This window comes from Streptomyces sp. NBC_01381, from assembly GCF_026340305.1.
Lineage (GTDB): Bacteria > Actinomycetota > Actinomycetes > Streptomycetales > Streptomycetaceae > Streptomyces.
Map to the genome: position 1 here is coordinate 2,645,929 of NZ_JAPEPI010000002.1, position 24,299 is coordinate 2,670,227.

Consider the following 24,299-nt stretch of genomic DNA (forward strand, 5'->3'; position numbering starts at 1 on the left):
CCATGGACGTCGCAGACCTCGTCGCCATCGACGTCCACACCCACGCCGAGGTCTCCGCCAAGGGCGCGGCCTCCCTCTCCGCCGAACTCGACACCGCGTCCGCCTCGTACTTCAAGGTCGAGGGCGACCGGAAGCCCACCCTGCCCGAGATCGCCGCGTACTACCGCGAACGGCGGATGGCCGCCGTCGTCTTCACGGTCGACGCCGAGTCGGCCACCGGCACGGCACCCGTTCCCAACGAGGAGATCGCCGAGGCCGCCGCCGAACACCCCGACGTCCTCATCCCGTTCGCCTCCATCGACCCGTTCCGCGGCCGGGCAGGCGTGCGCCGGGCGCGGCGGCTCGTCGAGGAGTACGGCGTGCGGGGCTTCAAGTTCCACCCGAGCATCCAGGGGTTTTTCCCCAACGACCGTGCGCTCGCCTATGAGTTGTACGAGGTGATCGAGGAGACCGGCGCCATCGCCCTCTTCCACACAGGCCAGACCGGCATCGGCGCGGGCGTCCCCGGGGGCGGCGGCATCCGCCTGAAGTACTCGAACCCGATGTGCGTGGACGACGTAGCCGCCGACTTCCCCCAGCTGAAGATCATCCTCGCCCATCCGTCCTTCCCCTGGCAGGACGAGGCCCTGGCCGTGGCCACGCACAAGCCGGGCGTGCACATCGACCTCTCCGGCTGGTCCCCGAAGTACTTCCCGCCGCAGCTCGTCCAGTACGCCAACACGCTGCTCAAGGACAAGGTCCTCTTCGGCTCCGACCACCCGGTCCTCACGCCCGACCGCTGGCTGGCCGACTTCGAGAAGCTGCAGATCAAGGACGAGGTCCGCCCCAAGATCCTCAAGGGGAACGCGGCCCGCCTCCTCGGCCTCGGCTGACCGGACGACCGGACGCCGACCGACACCGAACACCGAAAGGGGTCATCACCCATGCGCAACGAGGGAATCGGCTCCTGGCCCGCCCGCAGGGCCCGCAAGACCCCGCACCGCACCGCCTTCCGGTACGAGGACACCACCACCTCGTACGCCGAGCTCCACACCCGCACCACTCAACTCGCCCGCGCCCTGCGGGAGTCCGGGGTGCGGCGCGGCGACCGGATCGCCTACCTCGGCGCCAACCACCCCGCCTTCCTGGAGACGCTCTTCGCGGCGGGCGTGCTCGGCGCGGTCTTCGTGCCGCTCAACACCCGCCTCGCCGTCACCGAACTCGCCCACCAGCTCACCGACTCGGGCGCGGGAACCCTCGTCCACGCCCCGGCGTTCACCGAGGCCGCCGTCGAGCTGCGCGACCTCGTACCGACGATCCGTACGTACGTCGAAGTAGGCCCTGTTTACGAGGAGTTGCTCTCCACGGCCACGGCGGGCGCCGAACCACTCGACGAGCCGGTGTCCGGCGACGACGTCAGCATCATCATGTACACCTCGGGGACGACGGGCCGCCCCAAGGGCGCCATGCTCACCCACGCCAACCTCACCTGGAACGCCGTCAACGTCCTCGTCGACGCCGATCTCACCTCCGGCACCACCGCGCTCGTCACCGCCCCGCTGTTCCACACGGCAGGACTCAACATGCTGACCCTGCCGGTCCTCCTCAAGGGCGGCACCTGCGTCCTCGTGGAGTCCTTCGACGCGGACGCGACACTCGGCCTCGTCGAACGGCACGGCGTCACCGCGATGTTCGGCGTACCGACGATGTACGAGCAGATGGCGCGCCGCCCGCGCTGGCACACCGCCGATCTCACCTCGCTGCGTGTCCTGATGTGCGGCGGAGCCCCCGTCCCGGCCCCGCTCATCGCCGCGTACGCCGAGCGCGGACTCGCCTTCCAGCAGGGCTACGGCATGACCGAGGCTTCCCCCGGAGTGCTCTATCTGGACGCCGAGCACGCCGTCAGCAAGGCGGGCTCGGCCGGCGTACCGCACTTCTTCACCGACGTACGCGTGGTCCGCCCCGACCTCACGGAGACCGACGCCGGTGAAGCGGGCGAGGTCCTGGTGCGCGGACCCCATGTCATGCCTGGCTACTGGGGACTGCCGCAGGAGAGCGCGGCGGCCTTCGCCGACGGCTGGCTGCGCACCGGCGACGCAGCGCGCCGCGACCCCGACGGCTACGTCACCATCGCCGACCGCCTCAAAGACATGATCATCTCCGGCGGCGAGAACATCTACCCGGCCGAGGTCGAGAGCGCCCTGCTCGCCCACCCCGATGTCGTGGAGTGCGCCGTCATCGGCGTGCCCGACCCGAAGTGGGGCGAGGTGCCGCGCGCCGTGGTCGTCGCACGCGAGGGCGCCGCACCCGATCCGGACACGCTGCTCGCCTCGCTCACCGGTCGGCTCGCCAAGTACAAGATCCCGAAATCCCTGGTCGTCGCAGCCGAACTGCCGCGCACCGCCTCCGGGAAGCTCCTCAAGCCCGAGCTGCGCCGCCGCTACGGCAGCACACCCGCCACTCCCACCAACTCGCCACAGGAGAAGGCCATATGAGCAGCAGTACCCCCACCACGACCACCGTCAACGGCCTCGACGAGCTCAAGAAGCTCGCCGGAAGCGACCTCGGTGCCAGCTCCTGGATCGAGATCACCCAGGAGCGGATCAACACCTTCGCCGACGCCACCGACGACCACCAGTGGATCCACACCGACCCCGAGCGCGCGGCGCAGGGCCCCTTCGGCGCCCCGATCGCCCACGGCTACCTCACGCTCTCCCTCTTCATCCCCTTCTTCACCGAGCTCCTCGACGTCCAGGGCGTCACCACGAAGGTCAACTACGGCCTGGACAAGGTGCGTTTCCCCGCTCCCGTGCCCGCCGGATCGCGCATCCGCCTGGTCGCCCGCCTGGCCTCCGTCGACGAGGTGAGCGGCGGCGTGCAGATCGCCGTGGACGGCACCGTCGAGATCGAGGGCGCCGCCAAGCCCGCCTGCGTCCTGCGCAGCCTGTCCCGCTTCTACGTCTGACCACGAGGGGCCCACCATGCCTGACGCCCAACCAGCGCACGGCACAAGCCAGTTGCGCAGAGTCGCACTCTCCGGCCTGCTCGGCACGGCGGTGGAGTTCTACGACTTCCTGGTGTACGGAACCGTCGCCGCCCTCGTCTTCGGCGACCTGTTCTTCCCCGAGGCCGACTCGTCCGTCGGCACCATCGCGGCGTTCGGCACCTTCGCCGCCGGATATGTCGCACGGCCGCTCGGCGGCATCGTCTTCGGCCACTTCGGCGACCGGCTCGGACGCAAGTCGATGATGCTCCTGACCATGGTCCTGATGGGCGCGGGCAGCTTCCTCATCGGCTGTCTGCCGACGTACGACACCATCGGCGTGTGGGCGCCCGTCCTTCTCGTCCTGCTGCGCGTCGTGCAGGGCATCGCGATCGGCGGCGAATGGGGCGGCGCCACGCTGATGGTCGCCGAGCACGCGGGGGAGCGGCCGCGCGGCCTGTGGACCAGCTTCACTCAGCTGGGCGCGCCGCTCGGCACCGTGCTCTCGACGGCCGTCGTCACCCTGGTCGGCACGCTGCCCGACGACCAGTTCCGGGCGTGGGGCTGGCGCGTGCCGTTCCTGCTCAGCCTCGTCCTCCTGGGCGCCGGGCTCTACATCCGCCTGAAGGTGGAGGAGAGCCCGCTGTTCACCGCCGCCCGGCGCGAGAAGACGACGGCGCGGATGCCGCTGCTCGACGTGCTGCGCAAGCCGCGCTCCGTGCTGCTCGCGGCGTGCGTCGGCATCGGCCCGTTCACCGCCCAGTCCCTGATGACCAGCTTCATGATCTCGTACGCCGTTGACTCCGGATACTCGCGCTCGCAGGTCCTCACCGGAGTCACCGTGGCGTCCTGCACCGCCCTGGTCGTGATGCCGCTGGCCAGCATCCTCTCCGACCGGGTCGGCCGACGCCCCGTGGTGCTCACCGGCGCGCTGCTCTCGGCGGCCACGGCCTTCCCCGTCTTCGCCCTCGCCGACTCCGGCCGGCCAGGGCTGCTGATCCTGGCGTGCGTCATCGGCCACGGCATCGCCCAGTCCACGATGTACGGACCGCTCGGCGCCCTGCTCACCGAGATGTTCGGCACCCGCGTGCGCTACACCGGCGCGTCCCTCGGCTACCAGACCGCGACGCTCCTCGGCGCCGGCTTCTCCCCGCTCATCGCGAGCGGCCTGCTCGCCTCGTACGACACAAGCGCCCCCGTCGCCCTCCTGCTCACCGCCGGTGCCGCCATCACGGCGCTCGCCGTCTGGCGGATCCGGGAAACGAGCGGCACCACGCTCGCCACGGAAGAACCCGCCCAGGTCCGACCCAAGGAAGGCGTCCCCTCCTGATGCCCGTACTCCCGCTGGTCCCGCTGACGAGGACCGCGACGGGCCTCGCCGCCCTCGTCCTCGTCGCCGCCGCCTCACCGTCAACTGCTGTGCCAGGCAGTCCGGTCGGCCACATCGAAGGCACCCTGCCCTCCGGTGCCGCGTACGTCATCGACACCCCCGAGCAGTGGAACGGCACCGTCCTCCTGTTCAGCCACGGCTACCGGCCCGCAGGATCCCCGAACCCGGCATCGAACGCCCCGGACGACCAGGTCAAGAAGGAACTCCTCGGCGAGGGCTACGCGCTCGTCGGCTCCTCCTACGCCACCACCGGCTGGGCCGTCGAGCAGGCCGTGCCCGACCAACTCGCCGCCCTGGACACCTTCACCGCCAAGGTCGGCACGGCCCGCCGCACCCTCGCCTGGGGCGAGTCGTACGGCGGCCTCGTCACCACCACGATCGCCGAACGCCACGCGGACCGCATCGACGGCTCCCTCTCGATGTGCGGCCTCGTCCAGGGCGGCGTCGCCAACTGGAACTCCACCCTCGACCCCGTCTTCGCCCTGCGCACCCTGCTTGCCCCGGACTCCGGCATCCAACTGACCGGATTCACCGGGCAGTTGGAGGCGAAGGACTCGGCGGACCGCCTCGGCGGGGCCCTCACCCGGGCCCAGTCGACTCCTTCGGGCCGCGCCCGCATCGCCCTCGCCGCGGCCCTGCACGCCGTGCCCGGCTGGAACGACCCGAAGCAGCCGCGCCCGGCCCCCGGCGACCACGCCGCCCAACAGGCCAACCAGTACGCCGCGTTGACCGGCCTGATCCAGTCGCCCGCCTTCTCCTGGCGCCAGGAGGCCGAACGGCGCGCGGGCGGCAGCATGTCCTGGAACACGGGCGTCGACTACACGGCGATGCTCGCGCGCTCCTCCCAGTTCAAGGAGGTCAAGGCCCTCTACAAGTCCGCGGGCCGCTCCCTGCGCGCCGACCTGAACGCGCTGGCCGCCGCGCCCCGCATCAAGGCCGACCCGCCCGCCGTCCGCTACATGATGCGCAACGTCGCCTTCACCGGCCGTCTCACCAAGCCCCAGCTGAACATCCACACCACGGGCGACGCCCTCATCCCGGTCCGCGCCGAGAGCGCCTACCGCGACACGGTCACCGCGGCGGGCCGCGCGCCTCTCCTGCGTCAGGCGTACGTCGACAACGCGGGCCACTGCACGTTCAGCCCCGCCGAGCAGCTAGCCGCCGTCCACACGACGGAACGCCGCGTCACGACCGGCCGCTGGGGCGACACGTCACCGGCCGCGCTCAACGCGGAGGCTCGGCACTCCGATCCGACGACGGCCGCGCGCTACGAGCGCTTCAGGCCGGGTCCCTACCCGCGCCCGTCCGATCGTCAAGACCCGCGCCGTCCACGGTGAGGGCACGGGTGAGCCGGTCCAGGTGCGCGCGGTACAGCTCCACGAACTCGACGCGACCTTCGGCGATCGCCCACTGCACCTGGAGCCCGTCCGACACGGCGAGAATCTCGCGGGCGACGCCATCGGGGTCGATGCCGGTCCTCAACTGGCCCTTGTCCACGGCACGTTGGAGCACGGAAGCGAGCGAGCCGACGACGCGTTCGTACCGCTCCTGGAAGTACGCGTGCGCCGGGTGCGCGGGATCGCCGGCCTCCGCGGAGAGCCGGGTGTAGAGCTGGATGAGGCCGGGCTGGGTGAGGTTGTACTCCGCGAGGGCGAGCACCTCACGGAAGAGCGCCCGGACGTCGTCGCCGCCAGAGTCCGGGTGCAGCCGCCCGAAGGTCCGCACGGTGCGCTCCTCGCGGGCTTCGAGGACCGCCATCAGGAGGCGCTGCTTCGAGCCGAAGTGATGGGCGATGACGGTGGCGGACGTGTCGGCCTCGGCGGCGATCTTCGCCAGGGAGGAGTTCAGATAGCCGGACTCCGCGAAGAGAACGAGCGCGGCGTCGATGATGCCCGCCCGGCGGGCGTCCGCGGCGGCGTACTGCCCGGTGGGGCGATGACGGGGGCTGTGCTGCTCCATCGGGAGAGATTAGCCGCCTCGCGGATGAGCGGCCCCGATGAAGTCCGGTGCGGTACCGCGCCCCGTAAGGGGCGCGGGGCTGTGACATGTGCGGCTCCGCCGCGGAGGGGGTCCCCCTGTTCGAGCGAGCCGAGAACTTGGGGGAGCGACCAGCCCCCACCGTCCCGCAGGTTCATCACCGCACTTCCCGCGGAACGCCCAGCCCGCGGTACAGCGCCCCCACCAGATGCACGCTCCTCAAATCGTCCCCGGACGTCCCCGACCCCATCCGGTTCATCACGTACGCGTACGCCACCCCGTTCTCCGGATCGGCGAACGCGTAGGAGCCGCCCATGCCCCCGTGGCCGAAGGCTCGCGGGTTGGGCCCCGCCTGGCCGTACATGTTCAGCATGTAGCCGAGGCCCCACTCCCACCTCTCGCCCCAGGCCGTGCCCGCCGCGAGGACCAGGTCCCCTTCGTCGGGCTCCCCTTGGCGGGTGCGCAGTTGCTCCAGCGTTGCCGAGCCGACGAGGTCGCCGGCGCCCAGTGCCGCGTACACCGTCGCGAGACCCCGCGCGGAGGCGTGACCGTTGGCCGCGGGGATCTCCGCGCTGCGATAGGCCGCGCCGTTCACGTTGGCGACCGGGAGATACTGCAGGGACAGGGTGACGGCGGCCAGCGGGTGGTCGTCGAGCGAGCGCACCGGCGGCTCGGGCGGGGTCTTGAAGCCGCTCTGGGTGCCGGACGCGGCGACCGGCCTCGCCATGTCCGCGCACCGGCCGTGCTCGCTCACCGGGGTGCCGACGAAGACATCGGCGCCGAGCCGCTCCGTCACCTCACTGCGCAAGAACGTGCCGAGCGAGACCCCGGTGATCCGGCGCACCATCTCGCCCACCAGGTAGCCGAAGCTCACGGCGTGGTACCCCTGCGCCGTGCCCGGCTTCCACCACGGAGGCGTCGCGGCAAGGGCACCGCACACCTTCTCCCAGTCGTAGAGGTCGTCCGGCGCCATCGGCTCGCGCGGCGCGACCACCCCCGAGCGGTGGCTGAGCAGCCAGCGCACCGGGATGTCCGCCTTGCCCTCTTGTGCGAACTCCGGCCAGTAGCGGGCGACCGGCGCGTCCAGGTCGAGCTCGCCCCGGTCGACCAGAAGATGCGCGCACAGCGCGGTCATCCCCTTGGTCGTGGAGTACACGTTCACCAGCGAATCGCGCCGCCACGCGTGCGTGCCCGCCTTGTCCGGTTTCCTCGCGTCGCCGCCCCACAGGTCGACGACGAACTCCCCGTCGACCGTCGCGGCGACGGCCGCCCCCAGCTCGCCGCGCTCGGCGAAATTGCGCTCGAACTCCTCGCGTACGCCCTCGAATCCGGGGGCGCAGATGCCATGGACGCGCACGGTCATGACTCTCCTCGGTCGCTGTGTCCCGCCGACCCGTGACATCCTCGCGCATGGTTGCCCCTGGCACCTAGTGCTGGGACAGGGGCGGTGCGATCACCGGCCACGGGACCGCATTTGTGTCCCGCGCACCAGAGGTTGGATTTCTCTTCACATACAGGTCACAGGCCCTTCCCCCGCACTTGCTCCCCTTGACACACTTCACCCGCCCGCGTCCCCCACACCACACACGAGGTCGAACACACCCATGCCTGAAATCAATCGGCGCCGCTTCATGCAATTCGCCGGCGGCACAGCGGCCTTCGCGACTCTCTCGCAGAGCATCGCCCGCGCCGCCGCGCTGCCCGCCCAGCGCCGCTCCGGCTCCATCGAGGACGTCGAGCACATCGTCGTGCTGATGCAGGAGAACCGATCCTTCGACCACTACTTCGGCACCATGAAGGGCGTACGCGGCTTCGGCGACCCGCGCCCGGTGACGCTGCCCAGCGGCAAACCGGTGTGGAACCAGTCCGGCGGCGGCAAGGAGACACTGCCCTTCCACCCGGACGCCGAGGACCTCGGCATGCAGTTCATCGCCGGACTCGACCACGACTGGGCCGGCGGCCACAGCGCCTTCGGCAACGGCAAGTACGACAACTGGATCGCCGCCAAGTCCGAGCGCTCGATGGCGTATCTGACCCGCGACGACATCCCGTTCCACTACGCGCTCGCCGACGCCTTCACCGTCTGCGACGACTACCACTGTTCGTTCATCGGGGCCACCGACCCCAACCGCTACTACATGCTCTCCGGCCACGTCGGCAACGACGGCAAGGGCGGCGGCCCGGTCCTCGGCAACCAGGAACTGGGCTACGACTGGACGACGTACGCCGAGCGCCTCGAGCAGGCCGGGGTCTCCTGGAAGGTCTACCAGGACATCGGCGACGGTCTGGACGCGGCCGGCAAGTGGGGCTGGATCGACGACGCCTACCGCGGCAACTACGGCGACAACTCGCTGCTCTACTTCAACAAGTACCGCAACGCCAAGCCCGGCGACCCGCTCTACGACAAGGCCCGCACCGGCACGAACGTCAAGGCGGGCGACGGCTACTTCGACATCCTCAAGGCCGACGTGAAGGCCGACAAGCTTCCGAAGATCTCCTGGATAGCCGCCCCCGAAGCCTTCACCGAGCACCCCAACTGGCCCGTCAACTACGGCGCCTGGTACATCGCGCAGGTCCTCGACGCGCTCACCTCCAACCCCGAGGTGTGGGCCAAGACCGCCCTGTTCATCACGTACGACGAGAACGACGGCTACTTCGACCACATCGTCCCGCCGTACGTCCCGTCGTCCGCCTCGCAGGGCCTGTCCACCGTCGACACGGCGCTCGACTACTTCCCGGGCAACGCCTCCTACGCGGCCGGGCACTACGGTCTCGGCCAGCGCGTGCCGATGATCGTCGTCTCGCCGTGGAGCACCGGCGGCTTCGTGAACTCACAGGTGCTCGACCACACCTCGATCCTCCAGTTCATGGAGAAGCGGTTCGGCGTTCAGGAGCCCAACATCTCGCCGTGGCGGCGCGCGATCTGCGGTGACCTCACCTCCGCCTTCGACTTCGCCGGCAAGGACACCGACCCGGCGAAGCTGCCCGACACCGGCGCCTACGAGCCGCCGGACCACGAGCGGCACCCCGACTACGTGCCCAAGGCGCCTGCGAAGGGTGAGCTGCCCAAGCAGGAGTCCGGCTCCCGGCCCGCACGCCCACTGCCGTACGCCCCGCTGGTGGACGGCGCGGGCGCGCCCGCGGACGGCAAGTTCACGCTGACCTTCAGCGGCGGTGACGCTGCGGGCGCGTGCTTCCACGTCCGGTCGCAGAACCGCACGGACGGCCCCTGGACGTACACGACGGAGGCCGGCAAGAAGATCTCCGACACCTGGAACACCGCGTACTCGAAGGGCGCGTACGACCTGTCGGTGTTCGGCCCGAACGGTTTCCTGCGGGTCTTCAAGGGCCCCGGCAAGACGGCGGGCCCGGAGGTGACCGCCCGTCACGACAAGGCGAGCGGCAACCTCAAGCTGACCCTGAAGAACGCGGGCGGCGCCGATGTGAACCTGACGCTCACCAACGCCTACGGCGGCGCGGCCGAGACGTTCAAGGTGAAGGCGGGCGGCACCGTCGAGCACACCGTCGACCTGCGGGCGAGCAAGCGCTGGTACGACGTGACGGTGAAGTCCGACGCGGACGCCACGTTCCTGCGGCGCCTCGCGGGACATGTCGAGAACGGTGAGGCGGGCGTCAGCGACCCCGCGATCGTCTCGGCCTGACGTAAGCCTGGTCCCCGTGCGGCGGGGCGGTGAGTCCGACGTCACAGCCCCTGCGAAGGGCTGGCGGACCGCCCCGTCCATCGGGGTACTGTGCCCCGGTGACAACGCATTCGAACACTCCTGCAGGCTGGTATCCGGACCCCCAGGGCGCACCCCAGCTGCTGCGCTGGTGGGACGGTTCCCAGTGGACCCAGCACACCAACCCGGACCAGCAGGCGGCGGGCCAGCCGCAGGCCCAGCAGGTCCCGCAGCAGGCCCAGCCGGTTCAGCCGCAGATGGCCCAGCAGCAGGCGCAGTACGGCCAGCCGCAAGGGCAGTTCGGCCAGCAGCAGGCCCCTCAGCAGGGCCAGTACGGTCACCCCCAGCAGGCGGCCCCGCAGGCCGACCCGGCCAAGGTGCAGCGCCAGGTCCAGCAGCAGGCGGGGGTCGCGCCCAGCGCGCAGGGCGGCGGCACGCTCTTCACCGAGCCGGTCCTCGTGGTGAACCAGAAGGCCAAGCTCATCGAGCTGACGAACGAGTACAGCGTGATGGACCAGTCGGGCAACGCGCTCGGCTCGGTCGTCCAGGTCGGGCAGAGCACGCTGAAGAAGGTCGCGCGCTTCGTCGCGAGCGTCGACCAGTTCATGACGCACAAGCTCGAGATCCGCGACGCCTACGGCCAGCCGGTGCTCCAGCTGACCCGCCCCCGCAAGTTCATGAAGTCGCGGGTCATCGTCGAGCGCCCGGACGGCCAGCCGATCGGCGAGATCGTCCAGCAGAACATGATCGGGAAGATCAACTTCGCGATCATGGTCAACGGTCAGCAGGCCGGCGCGATCAAGGCCGAGAACTGGCGCGCCTGGAACTTCTCGATCGTCGACCACGCCGACAACGAGGTCGCCCGGATCACCAAGACCTGGGAAGGCCTCGCCAAGACGATGTTCACGACTGCGGACAACTACGTCCTGCAGATCCACTACCAGCTGCCCGAGCCGCTGCTCAGCCTCGTCGTTGCGACGGCCCTCACTGTTGACACTGCTCTGAAGCAGGACTCGCGGGGCTTTGGGTGAGGTTGTTCCTCTCGGAAACGGCGTCGGCGTCCTGGATCCAGGACGCCGACGCCGTTTCTTGTGTTGTGTCTGCGGGGGCTTCGTGGCTTGTCGCGCAGTTCCCCGCGCCCCTTACGGGGCTACGGCCTGGCTCGGGATCGATGGCAGGAAGTCCTCTGAAGGCGCCTCGTCCCGTGGTGAGCGGGTGAGTACGACCACTCCGTACGCCGCCAGCGCCGCACCCCCCGCCGCCAGGAACAGTCCCGCCACGCCGCCCTGGAGGCGTTCGCCGAGGAGGGTGAGGCCGATGGCTGCGGCGGCCAGTGGGTTGGCCAGGGTGACGACGGCGAGCGGTGCGCCGAGGCCCCCGCGGTAGGCGGTCTGGGAGAGGAAGAGGCCGCCCACGGCGAACGCGGCGACGAGCAGCGCCACGACGATCACCTGCGGGCTGAACAGTGGCCCCGAGCGGTCCGTCGCGGCGACCGTCACGGTCTGGGTGAGCGCTGATGCGACGCCCGACGCGAAACCGGAAGCGGTCGCGTGCCGCAGCCCCGGTCGCGTACCAGGACGGGAGAGCACGCCGATGACCGCCATCGTCACGCCCGCGACGGCCAGCGCCTCCGGCATCTTCAGGGTGTCGTCGGGGGCGGGCCCGGACGCGGTCAGGAGCAGCGCGCCGAGCCCGATGAGCGTGAGCCCCGTGCCGCGCCACTCCAGGCGGGTGACCCGCCGCCCCGCGAGCCGCGCGCCCAGCGGCACGGCCGCGACCAGCGTGAGCGCGCCGAGCGGCTGCACCAGGGTGAGCGGCCCGTACTTCAGGGCCGCCACGTGCAGGAGTGCCGCGGACGCGTTGAGCCCGACCGACGACCACCAGGGGCCGCTTGCCAGCAGGCGCAGGCCGCCGTTGCCGCTGTCCGCGATGCGGGAGGCCAGGCGCTCCTGGGCCACGGCGGCGGTGGCGTACGCGGCGGCGGAGATGAGCGAGAGCGCGACGGCGATGAGCGTGGCGTTCACCGTCCGGCCCCCGAGGCGGCCGGCTCACGCGTGGGTGCGTGCCGTCGTACGACCAGCGAGCGCCCGGGAACCGGCAGCCTGAGCACGGCGAGCGCGATCCCGAGGAGCGCGGTCGCCGCGATGGCGTCGAGCCAGTAGTGATTGGCGGTCCCGACGACCACGAGCAGGGTGATCAGCGGATGCAGCAGCCACAGCCACCGCCACCGTGACGACGTCGCGGCGATCAGACCGACGGCGAGCATCAGCGCCCACCCGAAGTGCAGGGACGGCATCGCCGCGAACTGGTTGGCCATCGAGTCCGTCTGCGGGGCCGCGCCGTACACCGTCGGCCCGTACACCTGCCCGGTGTCCACGAGCCCCGCCGCATCCAGCATCCGGGGCGGCGCGAGCGGGAAGGTGAGGTGCAGCACGAGCGCGGCCGCGGTCAGCGCGGCGAGCACCCGCCGGGTCCATACGTAGTGCCGGGGCCGCCGGAGATAGAGCCAGACGAGGAACAGCGCGGTCGCCGGGAAGTGCACGGTCGCGTAGTAGGTGTTCGCGATGTGCACCAGGGTGTCGCTGCCGAGCAGCACGTCCTGGACGGCGCCCTCACCGGGCAGCCGCAGGGTGCGCTCGGCGTCCCAGACGTGATGGGCGTTGCGGAAGGCCTCACCGGTGTGACCGTTGGCCAGCTGCCTGCCGAATTTGTAGACGAGAAAGAGTCCTACGACGAGGAGGAGCTCGCGGACGAGGGGCGGTCGGGCAGATGTGTCCGGCTCCCGGACGGCTATGTCCGGTTCCCTTTCGGCAGGCTCGGTTCGGGATTCCATCCCCCGGCCCCTTTACGTGACGACTGGGTGGTGCGGGTAGTGAGTGAGGGATCGCCCCACACATCGATACGCCAGTGTACCGATACGGGAGTGTACCGATACGACCCCGTACCGGTACACTGGCGTATCGATAGGGTCGACGAAGCCGCAGGCCGGTGAAGACGCCGCATCGAGGAGAAGAGTCATGACGTCGCGGGACCAGGCAGCAGACACAGCGACAGCGGACCCCGGGGGCTCGCCGCGCCGCTCCAAGATCACGCCCGAGCGTGAGCAGGAGTTCTACGACGCCGTCCTCGACCAGCTCCGTGAGTGCGGCTACGACGCCGTGACCATGGAGGGCGTGGCCGCGAGCACCCGCTGCAGCAAGTCCACGCTCTACCGCCAGTGGAAGACCAAGCCCCAGTTCGTGGCCGCCGCCCTTCGCGCCAACCGCTGCGTCCGTTTCGCGGGCATCGACACCGGCACGCTCGCGGGTGATCTGCGCGAGGCGGCGCGGGCCGCGGGGGAGTGGTCGAGCCGCGACTCGATGCTGGTGCAGGCGCTCAGCCACGCGATCCTGCAGGACGAGGACCTGCGCGACGCGCTGCGGGAGGCGCTGGTCGAGCCCGAGACACAGGCCCTGGAAGAGCTGGTCGCCCGCGGGGTGGCACGGGGTGAGATCGCCGCGGACCACCCGGCGACGAGATTCATCACGGCCCAGCTCATCGGCGTGGTCCGGGCCCGCCCGGTCCTGGAGGGCAAGTACGCGGACGAGGAGTATCTGGCGCGCTTCGTGGAGGCGTGCGTGCTCCCCGCCCTGGGTCTCACCGACCCCGACTGATCGTGGACCGGGGCCCGATGGATGACGGGCCCCGATCTGCCTGCGCCGCGCCACACCGTGGGGACGGGGGTGGCGTGGCCCCCGCCGGGGCGGGCCGCAACCATGCGTGGTTCCGGCCCGCCCCGGCCAAGACTCCCCGGGGCGGCGCCCCGCGCGTCACACTTCCTGGCCGCTGCCGCCTCCGCCGCCGGGCGCGGCCTTGATCCCCCTGGTGATCTCGTCCATCACGGTCAGCTTCGGGGACTTCTCGTTGACGTCGATGCCGAAGCGCACGATGACGATCGTGGTCTTGTCGGCGGGCGAGGGGAACGCGAGCGACTGGACGTACCCGTCGTCGCTCTTTTCGGTGACCGCCTTCCAGCGGACGAGATAGCCCTTCTGGCCCGCGACGGTGACGGCCTTCGAGGCCAGCTCCTTGTGCGAGGTGACCTTTCCGTAGGTCTTTCCGCCGTACGACTCCTTGGCGTTCACGGCGATGTCGGCCTTGGCGGCTGCCTCCGCCGTCTTGGCCTCGACCTTGAACCGCTCGGCGGGCCCGGAGTACGCGCCGCCCCGGGTGCAGGTCTTGGAGGGCTCCCTGGGGCAGGGATAGGGGTCCGTCGTCACCGAGGCGCCGCCGCCCCCGGACGCGCCGGTCCAGTTGTCGGGCACGGGAAGGCTGATGCCGCTGATCATGTCGGTGGCGTACCCCTCCTCCTCGGTGGGCGGCGCGGCGGACGGCCCGCCCGGGGGCTCCGACGACTCCGGGGCCTGCGGCTCCTGGGGTGTGCCGGGTTCCGAAGGGGCCGCCGGGGAGGGCGACTTGGCGACGCTTTCACTGCCCCCGCCACCCTCGTCGTCGGAGGTGAGGAAGTACACGCCGCCGCCGATGCCCGCGAGAACGACGACGGCGATGCCTATGGCTATCGCCGTGCGGAAGCCGCGGCGGGGGGTGGTCTGCCCCGGATAGGCCGGGTAGTTGGGGTACGTGCCCGGGGCGCCGGGCGCGTAGGCGGGCGGCGCCGTGGGCGGCGCACCACCGAACCCGGCGGCACCCACCGCCCGTACCTGGTCCGTCCATACGTTTCCGTCCCACCAACGCTCGGTGCGGGGACCGTCAGCTGACTGTCCGGGGTCGGGGTACCAGCCGGGAGGGGTTACCTGGGTCATGGGCGTCAGGGTATGAGGGGTTGGTTAGAGGTGGATGAGAGGGGGCCTGTAGGGGGGTTATTGGTCGGCCTTGTGGCGGGACTCGGAGGCCTTGGCCGGGGCGTCGGCGCGCTCGTAGGCCACGGCGGCCTGGAGCCAGAGGGCACGGGCCCGGGCGGGATCACTGCCGTCTCTGTGGGCGCGCGCGAGTTCGCTGAGGCTCTGGGCCGTGCCGTACCAGTCCTCGAGTTCCCGACAGACCTCGAGAGCCTTCTCGAAGGCCTGGATGGCTTCGGCCGTCCGGCCCGTCTGGCACCACTCGACGCCCAGGTTGTGCCACGCCCTGCCTTCGCCGTCACGGTCGTCGGCTGCTCGGTAGAGATCCAGAGCCTTGGTGTGGGCGGCTGTTGCCTCCTTGTGCCGACCGGCGTCCGACAGCGCGATGCCCAGGTGGTCCCACGCGGAGGCCTCGCCGCTGCCGTCGCCCTCGGCCCGGCACAGCTCGCGGGCGCGGGTGTGCGCGTGGATGGCTTCATCGTGTCGGCCGTCCACCCGCAGGCCGTTGCCCAAGTTGTCCCAGGCCGAAGCCTCGCCTTGGCGGTCGCCGAGCGCCTGGTACAGATCACGAGCACGGATGCCGGCGTCGATCGCTTCCTGAACTCGCCCCAGCTCTCGGAGGGAGAAGCAGAGGCTGTTCCACGCCATGGCCTCATCGGTGCGGGGGCCGGAGACCTCGGTGGCCTCCTGTGCGCATCGGCTGACCGTGATCAAGTCCTCGAAGTACCGCCGCCAGTCCAGGTAGCGCCACAACCTCAGGGCGAGCCCGACGGCGGCCTCCGCATGCAGATCGCTCTCGGCCCACTGAGCGGCGGCCACCAGACCTGCCCGCTCCGCGTCCAGCCAGGCGAGCGCTGCGGCGCGGCTTGCGAACAATTCTGGATCCGGGTCCCGAGGCGGCCAGCTCAGGCGTTCATCGGCGGCACGCAAGTGCCGTGCGTAGAAGCTCAGCAGGCGCCCCCGAGCAGCTTCGGCCTCCTCGGCCAACTCTGTGTCGCCGGTCGCAAGCCGCGCTCCGTACGCCCGCACCAAGTCATGCAACCTGCACCGCCAGGAGCGTGAACCCGCTCCTGGCGCAGGGGTGACGAAGTGCGCGGAGGCCAGTTCATCCAGCAGGGCCTGAACCACGTCGGACGGCAGATCCGCCAACGCCGCGGCCGCGTCGACGTCGACGTCCGCGGTCGGGGCCACCGCGAGCAGCCGAAGCAACCGCGCCTGCGGGTCCGGCAGCCGTCCGTATGACACGTCGAAGACCGGACGCAGTGCGAGCACGTCGGTCGGATCGGCGGCGTCCCGGATCTCCTCGACCAGCGAAGCGATGCCGCGGTACCGCCGCTTGCGCAGCATCGACGCGGCGATCTGCAGCGCGAGGGGATGATGCCCGCACACCGCGGCGAGTTCACGCAGCGCGTCGGGCTCGCGGGTCGGACGGTCGTCCCGGTCGTCGCTCAGGCGCAGCGCGAGCGTGAGCAGATCGGCGGCCGCGTCCGGCGCGAGCGTGTCCAGGCCGATCAGCCGGGCGGGAAGGTCCGTCAGCCGGTCACGGGAGGTGACAAGGACGCGGTGCTGCCCCGCGCCGACGCCCGGCAGCAGCGCGGTGATCTGCGCGGGGTCGGACGCGTTGTCCAGCAGGATCAGCATCGGCTGCCGCTCCCTGGCCAGGAGCGTCCGGTACAGGGCGTACTGCGCTGCCGTGGTCTGGGGAAGCCGGGCGCCGCGCACGCCCAGCGCGTCGAGGAGCGCGAGGACCGCCTGGTCCGCGGTGACCGGATTGTCGTCGTACCCGCGAAGGTCGACGAAGAGCGTGCCGCCGGGGAACCACCCTTCGGCGTCCGCCAGTTGGGCCGCGTACAGGGCGAGCGACGTCTTCCCGATGCCGCCGAGGCCGGAGACCGCGCAGATGACGACGGGAAGACCCGTGTCCACACCGGCCGGGTCGAGCACCGGAAGCAGCCGCTCCAAGTCGCCGTCCCTGCCCGTGAATCCGGCGGGCGGCGCGGGCAGCGAGGCAGTGGCGATCGGAACCGGCCCGTGGTGGTGGTTGTGCTGGTGCAGGCCGCCCTCGACCTTGCCTATGACGCTGTCGTTGAAGGTTCCGCCCCCGAAGTCGGCGTGATCGCCGCTGTACGCAGTGGTCATGGGATCACGCCCCCGGGCCGTTCACGGTCTTCCCGGTCACGGGCCCGTGAAAGGTGCCGTGGCTGAAGTCGATGTGGTCACCGCCGTACTGCCGAGGGGGCGAGGCCTCGCCGGTCGTGCGGCCCGGGGCCTCCGGGGCCGGCATCTCCCGTACGACCGCGACGGCGGCCGCCGCCGCGTTGCCCGCGGCCAGCCCCTGGCTCCCCGAGGCATCACACGCGGATTTGTCGGGATCGGCCTTGTCGCTGATCCCGCGGATGATCAGTGCCCCCAACTCCCCGGTGAGATGCGCCGCGTGAGCGACGCCGCTGCCCTCCATCTCGATGGCGACGGCGTCGTTGTAGTGGGTCCGCAGATGCTCGGCGATCGCCGATGACGCGTCGGCGAGGACCACGTCCCCCACGGCGATCGGCTTGAAGCGCGCCCGACCCCGCAGCGCTTCCCGTGCCGTCTGCTCAAGGCCGTGCGGCGCCCGCCACGCCTCGGGGCGCACGAGGAACCCCTCGGGTGTCTGCTTGCCGCCGTGGATGCCGTACACCTTGGTCGCGACGACGACGTCCCCGATCTCGATGTCGTCCTTCAGGCCGCCCGCCACGCCCACGAAGAGCACCGCACGCGGCTCCAGCCACGTGGCCACACGCTCGGTGAGCGCGGCCGCGGTCAGCGTCCCCTCGCCGATCTCCAGCAGGGCGATGTGCCAAGGGCTTCCGGGCAGCGGCCCGCGTACCGCACGGGTGCCGAAGCGCGGGTGGACGAGCTTCTCGACCTGGGGGAGATGGCTCCGCACGGCGGCGTACTCCAGCGGGAGCGCGGTGAGCACGGCCACGGTGGGTGGTGTCTGCGGCATGTGCCTAAAGTACTGCCGTTTGGGGCGCGCGGGAGCCAGGACGCGGTGACGGCGCGTGTCCACAAGTGCCCCTGTCCCTCAGCGAGTTGCCCCGTCCACCACCAGTCGCACCGGCCCCACGGACACCGCCTCGGGAAGGTGCAGGCCGCGCCGCCCCGGAGTGATCGAACCCAGTACGCTCGCGTGCCGCGCTCCCGTGCTCCGCGGAACCGTCCCGGCGAGCCCGTGCGCGGTCAGGAAGCCAAGCACGGCGAAGGCGTACGCCTCCTTCGCCACGGACGGCAGTCCGAGCTCGTCGGAGGTGCGCACGGGGATCTCGCCCAACTCGGCCCGCAGGAACGTCATCAGCGTCGGATTGCGTGTGCCGCCGCCGGAGGCGATGACCTCGGAGGCGCCGGCCGAACGCACGGCGTCGGCGACCGTGCGGGCGGTCAGCAGGGTGAGGGTCGCGACGACGTCCTCGGGGGTGAGCGCCTCGTACCCGGAGAGCGCCGCCCGCAGATAGGGCAGATGGAAGAGCTCCTTGCCGGTGGTCTTCGGGGCGGGCCTGGCGTAGTAGGGCTCGGCGAGCAGCTCGGCCAGGAGCTTCTCGTCGACCGTTCCGCGCGCGGCCATCTCGCCGTCGAGGTCGCAGCCGAGCCGCTCCCGCGTGAGGTCGCGCACCGCCGCGTCGATGAGGGCGTTGCCGGGGCCCGTGTCGAACGCGGTGCCGTCCGGGGCGGTGATGTTGGCGATGCCGCCCAGGTTCAGCGCGGTGGGGGCGCCCGGCCGGCCGCGCAGCCACATCTGGTCGACGAGGCTGACCAGGGGTGCGCCCTGGCCGCCCGCGGCGATGTCGCGGGGGCGGAAGTCGGCGACCACGGGGAGCCCGGTGGCCTCGGCGATCCAGGCGGGCTGCCCGATCTGCAGCGTGCCGTGCACCCGGCCGTCCTCGACCCAGTGGTAGACGGTCTGGCCGTGCGATGCGACCAACTCGGCCTGTCCGTCGCACAGTTCGCGGTCCGCCTCGGCCGCGGCTGCGGCGAACGCCCGGCCGATGCCGGTGTCCAGGCGGCAGACCTCCGCCAGCGTGGTCGCTGCGGGCGGCAGCGCCGCGGCGAGCGCCGCCCGCAGCGCTTCGTCATAGCCGCGCGTGATGAGCCCCAGCGGGGTGAGCACCAGACGGTCGCCTTCGATCGTCAGGTCGGCCGCAGCGGCGTCGATGGCGTCGTACGAAGTCCCCGACATCAGCCCGATTACGCGCACGTGCTGCCCCTCTCGCTCTCCTCACCAGTGCGTTTCACCAGTGCGATTGATCATCGCAGCGTGACGCAGTGTGCGCACTCGTACGTACGATCCAGTTCGGCGGACCGGGCGTGGCGCCTTGCCCTGTCCGCCGAGGATGCGGCGATCCGCGCACGGGGGCAGCGGTGCGCGAACCTGACCTGTAATCCCATGTCGGCGGCCGGATCTCACCCGTCCGATGCCAGCACCCGTGCTCGGCACGTGGCGGGATCGCCCCACGCGGTGCGCAGCGCACGGGCCTTGGTCAGCCACAGGGAGAGGTCGTACTCCGCCGTGTAGCCGATCGCTCCGTGGAGTTGGAGTGCCGCGCGGGCGGCGGCGTACGCGGCTTCGCCCGTCGCGACCTTCGCGGCGGCCACATCGGCGGTGTCCATCGTCAGCGCCGCCCCGTACAGCAGCGGGCGGGCGAATTCGAGGCCCGTCAGGACGTCGGCGAGGCGGTGCTTGACGGCCTGGAAGCCGCCGATCGGTGTGCCGAACTGGGTGCGCTGCTTGACGTACGCGACGGTCTTGTCGAGCAGCGCCAGCCCAACGCCGAGCGCCTGTGCGGCCGTGGCGAGCGAGGCCCAGTTCGCCGCGTGGAGGGCGGCGGCGGTCACCGAGGGGCCCGATGCGAGGAGTTCGCCGGTGGGGTGGAGGCGGGCGAGGCGGCGTGCCGGGTCCAAGGAGCGGCCCACGCGCGCGTGCCCGGACGCGAGGCGCAGTTCTCCCTCCGTGACGATCAGCGGCAGCGTCGCCGCGTCCGCGTCCAGAGCGAAAGGACCGCCCTCGGGGAGCGTGAGCGTCGCCACGGCGTCTCCCGACGCCAGGGGCGGAAGCAGCCGCTTGGCGGGCTGCGCGTCGCCGAGGTCGGCGAGACGGGCGAGGAGCGCGGCGGCCGCCACCGTCTCGACCACCGGTCCGGGCACGGCATGACGGCCCAACTCGACGAACGCCACGGCCACTTCCACCGGGAGCGGGCCCACCCCCTCGTACTCCTCGGGGGCGGCGAGCGCGAACACGCCCGCGTCCGCGAGCCGCCCCCACACGGCGCGCCCCGGCGCGTGGTCCCCGGCGGCCCAGGCCCGGGCGGCCGCCGGTGTGCCGGCCGCCGTCAGCATCGCGTCCAGCGAGCGCGCGAACTCGCGCTGCTCGGCGTCGAGGAGGAACCTCATCAGCGGCGTCCCTTCGGCAGGCCGAGTAGCCGCTCGGCGATGATGTCGCGCTGGATCTCGTTCGTGCCCGCGTAGATCGGCCCGGCGAGCGAGAAGACGTATCCCTCGGCCCACTCGCCGCCGTCGGCAGCCTCGCCCTCCGTCAACTCGCCCTCCGCGCCCAGGAGATCGAGCGCCGTCTCGTGCAGCGCGATGTCGTACTCGGACCAGAAGACCTTGTTCAGGCTCGACTCGGCGCCGATCGTCTCGCCCGCCGCGAAGCGCGAGGCATTGGCCCACGTGAAGAGCTGGTAGGCGCGGGCGCCGATCACGGCGTCGGCCACCCGGTCGCGCAGTGCCGTGTCCGCCGGGTCGCCGTGCGCGCGCCACTCCCGCACCAGGCGCTCGGCCGATGCGACGAAGCGGCCGGGGGAGCGCAGTGTCAGACCCCGTTCGTTGCCCGTCGTCGACATGGCGATGCGCCAGCCCTGGCCCGGCTCACCGATCACATCCTCGTCCGGTACGAAGACGTCGTCGAGGAAGAGCTCGGCGAACGCGGGCTTGCCGTCGAGGCGGCCGATGGGGCGGACGGTCACGCCGTCCGCGTCGAGCGGGAACATCAGATAGGTCAGGCCCCGGTGCGGCTTGCCCTCTTCGGTCCCGGACGGATCGCTGCGGAACAGGCCGAACGCGCGGTCGGCGAACGCGGCCCGCGACGACCAGGTCTTCTGCCCGCTGATCAGCCAACCGCCGTCCGTGCGGCGGGCGGTGGAGCGCAGTGACGCGAGGTCCGAGCCGGACTCGGGCTCCGACCAGGCCTGTGCCCAGATCACCTCGCCGCTCGCCATCGGCGGCAGGATCCGCGCGCGCTGCTCGGCCGTGCCGAAGTCGAAGAGGGTCGGCGCGAGGAGGTTGATGCCGTTCTGCGAGACCCGGCCGGGGCCGCCCGCCGCGAAGTACTCCTCCTCGAAGATCAGCCACTTGACGATGTCGACGCCCTGCCCGCCGTACTCCTCGGGCCAGGAGACCACCGACCAGCGGTCGGCCGCGAGCTCGTGCTCCCAGGCGCGGTGCGCGGCGAAGCCCTCCGCCGTCTCCAGCGACGGCAGTGGCTCGGCCGGTACGTGCGCGTCGAGCCAGGCGCGTGCCCGCTGCCTGAAATCCCCTTCTCCGGCGGTGAAGTCGAGGTCCATCAGTGGCCCACCTCTTCAGTTCCTCTTCGGTTCTTCGGTCGGATCTTTCCCGGCACTCTTCCCTAACAAGTGTTTGGTAGATTACCTTGAAGGGAGTCAGCCGTCGAGAGTGAACCGTCGAGAGCAAAGAAGGGGGCCGCGCATGGACGCGCCCGAGTATGTGCCGGGACACGGTCTGCTCGCGGGCCGCACGGCCGTCATCACCGCCGCGGCAGGAGCGGGCATCGGCGGAGCCACCGCGCGCCGTTTCCTGGAGGAGGGCGCGTGCATCGTCATCGGCGACGCCCATCCGCGCCGCACGAAGGAGGCGGTGGCGGCGCTCGCCGGGGAGTTCGGCGCCGACCGCGTCGACGGCGTGCCCTGCGACGTCACGGACGAGGCCCAGGTGCAGGCCCTCTACGACCTGGCCGAGCAGCGCCATGGCGGTCTGGACATCGTCGTGAACAACGCGGGCCTTGGGGGCACCGCCGAGCTGACCGAGATGACCGACGAACAGTGGGACAAGGTCATCGACGTGACGTTGAACGGCACCTTCCGCTCCACCCGGGCCGCCCTGCGCCGGATGCGGGCCGCCGACCGGGGCGGCGTGATCGTGAACAACGCGTCGGTGCTCGGCTGGCGCGCCCAGGCGGGCCAGGCGCACTACGCCGCGGCGAAGGCCGGCGTCATGGCGCTCACCCGCTGCGCCGCCATCGAGGCCGCTCCCCACGGGATACGGATCAACGCCGTCTCGCCCAGCCTCGCCATGCACCCGCACCTCGCGAAGGTCACCTCCCCCGAACTGCTCGAAGAGCTCACCGCGCGCGAGGCGTTCGGGCGGTATGCCGAGCCCTGGGAGATAGCCAACGTCATCGTCTTCCTGGCCAGTGCGTACTCCTCGTACATGACGGGGGAGACGGTCTCGGTCAGCAACCAGCACGCCTAGGCGGAGAATGACCGTGTGTCGAAACCGAAGCAGAGCAGCACTACAAAGAAGCAGAGCAGCACCACCAAGAAGAAGGCCCCGGTGAGCCCCTCGCCCGAGCGCCGAGGCGAGCTCCTCGCCATCGCCGCCGACGTCTTCGCCGAACAGGGGTACAACGCGACCACGGTCCGCAAGATCGCGGACGCCGCCGGCATGCTCGCCGGCAGCCTCTACTACCACTTCGACTCCAAGGAGTCGATGCTCGAAGAGATCCTCTCCACCTTCCTCACCGAGCTGTGGGACGGGTACGACACCGTGCTCCAGTCGCAGCTCGGCCCCCGCGAGACGCTCGAGGCGCTCGTCACCGAGTCCTTCCGGGAGATCGACCGGCACCGCGCCGCCGTCGCCATCTACCAGAAGGAGTCCAAGCAGCTGGTCGCGCAGGAACGCTTCCAGTACCTGGCCGACTCGCAGCAGCGCTTCGAGAAGGCCTGGCTGACGACGCTTGAGCGGGGCGTCGCGGAGCACGTCTTCCGCGACGACCTGGACGTCCGGCTCGCCTACCGCTTCGTGCGCGACACCGTCTGGGTCGCCGCGTCCTGGTACCGCCCCGGCGGAGGCCACAGCCCAGAGGAGATCGCCCGCCAGTACCTCTCGATGGTCCTGGACGGCATCTCCGTACGTACGTAGAGCGCGCGTCGTCGACCGACGACCGCACCGACCGAGGAGCACGAGGAGTACGCAGTCATGGCCGAGGCCTACATCGTCGAAGCGGTCCGCACCCCCGTCGGCAGGCGCAAGGGAGGCCTCTCGGCCGTCCACCCCGCCGACCTGGGAGCCCATGCCCTGAAGGCACTCGTCGAGCGCACGGGCATCGACCCGGCCGCCGTCGAGGACGTCGTCTTCGGCTGCCTGGACACGGTCGGCCCGCAGGCGGGCGACATCGCCCGCACCAGCTGGCTCGCGGCCGGACTGCCCGAAGAGGTGCCCGGCGTGACGATCGACCGGCAGTGCGGCTCCTCGCAGCAGGCCGTGCACTTCGCGGCACAGGGCGTCCTGTCCGGCACTCAGGACCTCGTCGTCGCCGGCGGCACGCAGAACATGTCGATGATCCCCATCGCCTTCGCGTCCCGGCAGGCCGCCGAGCCGCTCGGCCTCACCGAAGGCCCCTACGCGGGCAGCGAGGGATGGCGCGCCCGCTACGGCGACCGGCCCGTCAACCAGTTCCACGGCGCCCAGCTGATCGCCGAGAAGTGGGGCATATCCCGCCGTGACATGGAGGAGTTCGCGCTCCGCTCGCACCAGCGGGCGATCCGCGCGATCGACGAGGGCCGCTTCGACCGCGAACTCGTCGCCCATGGAGAGGTCACCACCGACGAGGGCCCGCGCCGTGACACGACCCTGGAGAAGATGGCGGGCCTCAAGCCCGTGCTTGACGACGGCACCATCACCGCCGCCTGCTCCTCGCAGGTCTCGGACGGCGCGGCCGCGATGCTCATCGCGAGCGAACGGGCCGTGCGGGAACACGGGTTGACGCCCAGGGCCCGTATCCACCACCTCTCGGTGCGCGGCGAGGACCCCATCCGCATGCTGTCCGCGCCGATCCCCGCCACGGCGTACGCGCTCAAGAAGACCGGCATGAGCATCGACGACATCGACCTCGTCGAGATCAACGAAGCGTTCGCGCCGGTCGTCCTCGCCTGGTTGAAGGAGACCGGGGCCGACCCGGACAAGGTCAATGTCAACGGCGGTGCGATAGCCCTCGGCCACCCCCTCGGCGCGACCGGCGTCAAACTGATGACGACACTTCTGCATGAACTGGAGCGAACCGGCGGCCGGTTCGGCCTCCAGACCATGTGCGAAGGCGGCGGCCAGGCGAACGTGACGATCATCGAACGGCTCTGACGGCGTCCAGCCCCGGCCCGACTCTCACCCCTTGCGGCGGTTGCTGC

Annotated in this window: 21 protein-coding genes; 11 read left to right on the forward strand and 10 right to left on the reverse strand. The window is 71.1% G+C overall.

What is annotated here, in order from left to right:
- The first annotated feature begins 2 nt into the window (after positions 1–2).
- From OG453_RS33350 to OG453_RS33370, 5 genes are read left to right on the forward strand one after another with little or no spacing between them, the layout of a single operon-like run.
- A complete protein-coding gene (locus tag OG453_RS33350) occupies positions 3–872 on the forward strand; it encodes an amidohydrolase family protein (RefSeq protein ID WP_266873220.1) in 870 nt (289 codons plus the stop codon).
- 51 nt (positions 873–923) lie between these two features.
- On the forward strand, positions 924–2,474 hold the full coding sequence (gene menE / locus OG453_RS33355; protein ID WP_266872282.1) for an o-succinylbenzoate--CoA ligase: 1,551 nt from the start codon (positions 924–926) through the stop codon (positions 2,472–2,474).
- Positions 2,471–2,944 (forward strand): MaoC family dehydratase, encoded by a 474-nt coding sequence (locus OG453_RS33360; RefSeq protein WP_266872283.1) that lies wholly within the window; start codon positions 2,471–2,473, stop codon positions 2,942–2,944. The genes menE and OG453_RS33360 overlap by 4 nt, the downstream gene beginning before the upstream one ends.
- Positions 2,945–2,960: 16 nt before the next feature.
- Complete coding sequence (locus tag OG453_RS33365) at positions 2,961–4,292, forward strand: MFS transporter (RefSeq protein WP_266872284.1); 1,332 nt, start codon at positions 2,961–2,963, stop codon at positions 4,290–4,292.
- Positions 4,292–5,689, forward strand: a complete 1,398-nt coding sequence (locus OG453_RS33370; protein WP_266872285.1) for a S9 family peptidase — start codon at positions 4,292–4,294, stop codon at positions 5,687–5,689. The genes OG453_RS33365 and OG453_RS33370 overlap by 1 nt, the downstream gene beginning before the upstream one ends.
- Here the strand turns inward: OG453_RS33370 and OG453_RS33375 are convergent.
- The gene (locus OG453_RS33375; protein WP_266872286.1) at positions 5,631–6,311 is read right to left on the reverse strand and encodes a TetR/AcrR family transcriptional regulator; all 681 of its coding nucleotides are present in this window, start codon (positions 6,309–6,311) and stop codon (positions 5,631–5,633) included. The genes OG453_RS33370 and OG453_RS33375 overlap by 59 nt on opposite strands.
- Positions 6,312–6,486: 175 nt before the next feature.
- Positions 6,487–7,692 carry a serine hydrolase domain-containing protein gene (locus OG453_RS33380; RefSeq protein WP_266872287.1) on the reverse strand — a complete coding sequence of 402 codons (1,206 nt, stop codon included), beginning with the start codon at positions 7,690–7,692 and terminating at the stop codon, positions 6,487–6,489.
- Between the two features lie 241 nt (positions 7,693–7,933).
- Here OG453_RS33380 and OG453_RS33385 point away from each other — a divergent pair, with 241 nt between their 5' ends.
- Together OG453_RS33385 and OG453_RS33390 are read left to right on the forward strand one after the other, a co-directional pair.
- Positions 7,934–9,991 carry a phosphocholine-specific phospholipase C gene (locus tag OG453_RS33385; protein WP_266872288.1) on the forward strand — a complete coding sequence of 686 codons (2,058 nt, stop codon included), beginning with the start codon at positions 7,934–7,936 and terminating at the stop codon, positions 9,989–9,991.
- A 98-nt stretch (positions 9,992–10,089) separates the two neighbouring features.
- Positions 10,090–11,040, forward strand: a complete 951-nt coding sequence (locus tag OG453_RS33390) for a phospholipid scramblase-related protein (protein WP_266872289.1) — start codon at positions 10,090–10,092, stop codon at positions 11,038–11,040.
- A 111-nt stretch (positions 11,041–11,151) separates the two neighbouring features.
- Here OG453_RS33390 and OG453_RS33395 read toward each other — a convergent pair whose 3' ends face one another.
- Entirely contained in the window at positions 11,152–12,033 is an 882-nt protein-coding gene (locus OG453_RS33395) for a DMT family transporter (protein ID WP_266872290.1), read from the reverse strand.
- On the reverse strand, positions 12,030–12,842 hold the full coding sequence (locus tag OG453_RS33400; protein WP_266872291.1) for a phosphatase PAP2 family protein: 813 nt from the start codon (positions 12,840–12,842) through the stop codon (positions 12,030–12,032). The genes OG453_RS33395 and OG453_RS33400 overlap by 4 nt, the downstream gene beginning before the upstream one ends.
- Positions 12,843–13,026: 184 nt before the next feature.
- Here OG453_RS33400 and OG453_RS33405 point away from each other — a divergent pair, with 184 nt between their 5' ends.
- The gene (locus tag OG453_RS33405; RefSeq protein ID WP_266872292.1) at positions 13,027–13,662 is read left to right on the forward strand and encodes a TetR/AcrR family transcriptional regulator; all 636 of its coding nucleotides are present in this window, start codon (positions 13,027–13,029) and stop codon (positions 13,660–13,662) included.
- A gap of 156 nt (positions 13,663–13,818) precedes the next feature.
- Here the strand turns inward: OG453_RS33405 and OG453_RS33410 are convergent, their stop codons facing one another.
- From OG453_RS33410 to OG453_RS33435, 6 genes are all read right to left on the reverse strand, one after another.
- Positions 13,819–14,811: a DUF2510 domain-containing protein gene (locus OG453_RS33410; RefSeq protein WP_266872293.1), complete on the reverse strand. Its 993-nt coding sequence runs from the start codon at positions 14,809–14,811 to the stop codon at positions 13,819–13,821.
- Between the two features lie 57 nt (positions 14,812–14,868).
- Entirely contained in the window at positions 14,869–16,986 is a 2,118-nt protein-coding gene (locus tag OG453_RS33415; protein WP_266872294.1) for a tetratricopeptide repeat protein, read from the reverse strand.
- Positions 16,987–16,990: 4 nt separating this feature from the next.
- Positions 16,991–17,833 (reverse strand): 5'-methylthioadenosine/S-adenosylhomocysteine nucleosidase, encoded by an 843-nt coding sequence (locus OG453_RS33420; protein ID WP_266872295.1) that lies wholly within the window; start codon positions 17,831–17,833, stop codon positions 16,991–16,993.
- Positions 17,834–17,911: 78 nt separating this feature from the next.
- Complete coding sequence (locus OG453_RS33425; RefSeq protein WP_266872296.1) at positions 17,912–19,078, reverse strand: anhydro-N-acetylmuramic acid kinase; 1,167 nt, start codon at positions 19,076–19,078, stop codon at positions 17,912–17,914.
- Between the two features lie 206 nt (positions 19,079–19,284).
- Positions 19,285–20,271 (reverse strand): acyl-CoA dehydrogenase family protein, encoded by a 987-nt coding sequence (locus tag OG453_RS33430; RefSeq protein ID WP_266872297.1) that lies wholly within the window; start codon positions 20,269–20,271, stop codon positions 19,285–19,287.
- Positions 20,271–21,443 carry an acyl-CoA dehydrogenase family protein gene (locus OG453_RS33435; protein WP_266872298.1) on the reverse strand — a complete coding sequence of 391 codons (1,173 nt, stop codon included), beginning with the start codon at positions 21,441–21,443 and terminating at the stop codon, positions 20,271–20,273. Before OG453_RS33435 ends, OG453_RS33430 begins: the two co-directional genes overlap by 1 nt.
- Before the next feature lie 142 nt (positions 21,444–21,585).
- Between OG453_RS33435 and OG453_RS33440 the strand changes: the two genes are divergently transcribed.
- From OG453_RS33440 to OG453_RS33450, 3 genes are read left to right on the forward strand one after another with little or no spacing between them, the layout of a single operon-like run.
- Positions 21,586–22,368, forward strand: a complete 783-nt coding sequence (locus tag OG453_RS33440) for an SDR family oxidoreductase (RefSeq protein WP_266872299.1) — start codon at positions 21,586–21,588, stop codon at positions 22,366–22,368.
- A 15-nt stretch (positions 22,369–22,383) separates the two neighbouring features.
- Entirely contained in the window at positions 22,384–23,037 is a 654-nt protein-coding gene (locus OG453_RS33445) for a TetR/AcrR family transcriptional regulator (RefSeq protein ID WP_323178688.1), read from the forward strand.
- Between the two features lie 57 nt (positions 23,038–23,094).
- Positions 23,095–24,252 carry an acetyl-CoA C-acetyltransferase gene (locus OG453_RS33450; protein ID WP_266872300.1) on the forward strand — a complete coding sequence of 386 codons (1,158 nt, stop codon included), beginning with the start codon at positions 23,095–23,097 and terminating at the stop codon, positions 24,250–24,252.
- Positions 24,253–24,299 lie beyond the last annotated feature (47 nt).

What these genes read in the sequence shown, in the direction of transcription:
- OG453_RS33350 (WP_266873220.1), top strand. Translation starts at nt 3, where the DNA reads ATGGACGTCGCAGACCTCGTCGCCATCGACGTCCACACCCACGCCGAG.
- menE (WP_266872282.1), top strand. Translation starts at nt 924, where the DNA reads ATGCGCAACGAGGGAATCGGCTCCTGGCCCGCCCGCAGGGCCCGCAAG.
- OG453_RS33360 (WP_266872283.1), top strand. Translation starts at nt 2,471, where the DNA reads ATGAGCAGCAGTACCCCCACCACGACCACCGTCAACGGCCTCGACGAG.
- OG453_RS33365 (WP_266872284.1), top strand. Translation starts at nt 2,961, where the DNA reads ATGCCTGACGCCCAACCAGCGCACGGCACAAGCCAGTTGCGCAGAGTC.
- OG453_RS33370 (WP_266872285.1), top strand. Translation starts at nt 4,292, where the DNA reads ATGCCCGTACTCCCGCTGGTCCCGCTGACGAGGACCGCGACGGGCCTC.
- OG453_RS33375 (WP_266872286.1), bottom strand. Translation starts at nt 6,311, where the DNA reads ATGGAGCAGCACAGCCCCCGTCATCGCCCCACCGGGCAGTACGCCGCC.
- OG453_RS33380 (WP_266872287.1), bottom strand. Translation starts at nt 7,692, where the DNA reads ATGACCGTGCGCGTCCATGGCATCTGCGCCCCCGGATTCGAGGGCGTA.
- OG453_RS33385 (WP_266872288.1), top strand. Translation starts at nt 7,934, where the DNA reads ATGCCTGAAATCAATCGGCGCCGCTTCATGCAATTCGCCGGCGGCACA.
- OG453_RS33400 (WP_266872291.1), bottom strand. Translation starts at nt 12,842, where the DNA reads ATGGAATCCCGAACCGAGCCTGCCGAAAGGGAACCGGACATAGCCGTC.
- OG453_RS33405 (WP_266872292.1), top strand. Translation starts at nt 13,027, where the DNA reads ATGACGTCGCGGGACCAGGCAGCAGACACAGCGACAGCGGACCCCGGG.
- OG453_RS33410 (WP_266872293.1), bottom strand. Translation starts at nt 14,811, where the DNA reads ATGACCCAGGTAACCCCTCCCGGCTGGTACCCCGACCCCGGACAGTCA.
- OG453_RS33415 (WP_266872294.1), bottom strand. Translation starts at nt 16,986, where the DNA reads ATGACCACTGCGTACAGCGGCGATCACGCCGACTTCGGGGGCGGAACC.
- OG453_RS33420 (WP_266872295.1), bottom strand. Translation starts at nt 17,833, where the DNA reads ATGCCGCAGACACCACCCACCGTGGCCGTGCTCACCGCGCTCCCGCTG.
- OG453_RS33430 (WP_266872297.1), bottom strand. Translation starts at nt 20,271, where the DNA reads ATGAGGTTCCTCCTCGACGCCGAGCAGCGCGAGTTCGCGCGCTCGCTG.
- OG453_RS33435 (WP_266872298.1), bottom strand. Translation starts at nt 21,443, where the DNA reads ATGGACCTCGACTTCACCGCCGGAGAAGGGGATTTCAGGCAGCGGGCA.
- OG453_RS33440 (WP_266872299.1), top strand. Translation starts at nt 21,586, where the DNA reads ATGGACGCGCCCGAGTATGTGCCGGGACACGGTCTGCTCGCGGGCCGC.
- OG453_RS33450 (WP_266872300.1), top strand. Translation starts at nt 23,095, where the DNA reads ATGGCCGAGGCCTACATCGTCGAAGCGGTCCGCACCCCCGTCGGCAGG.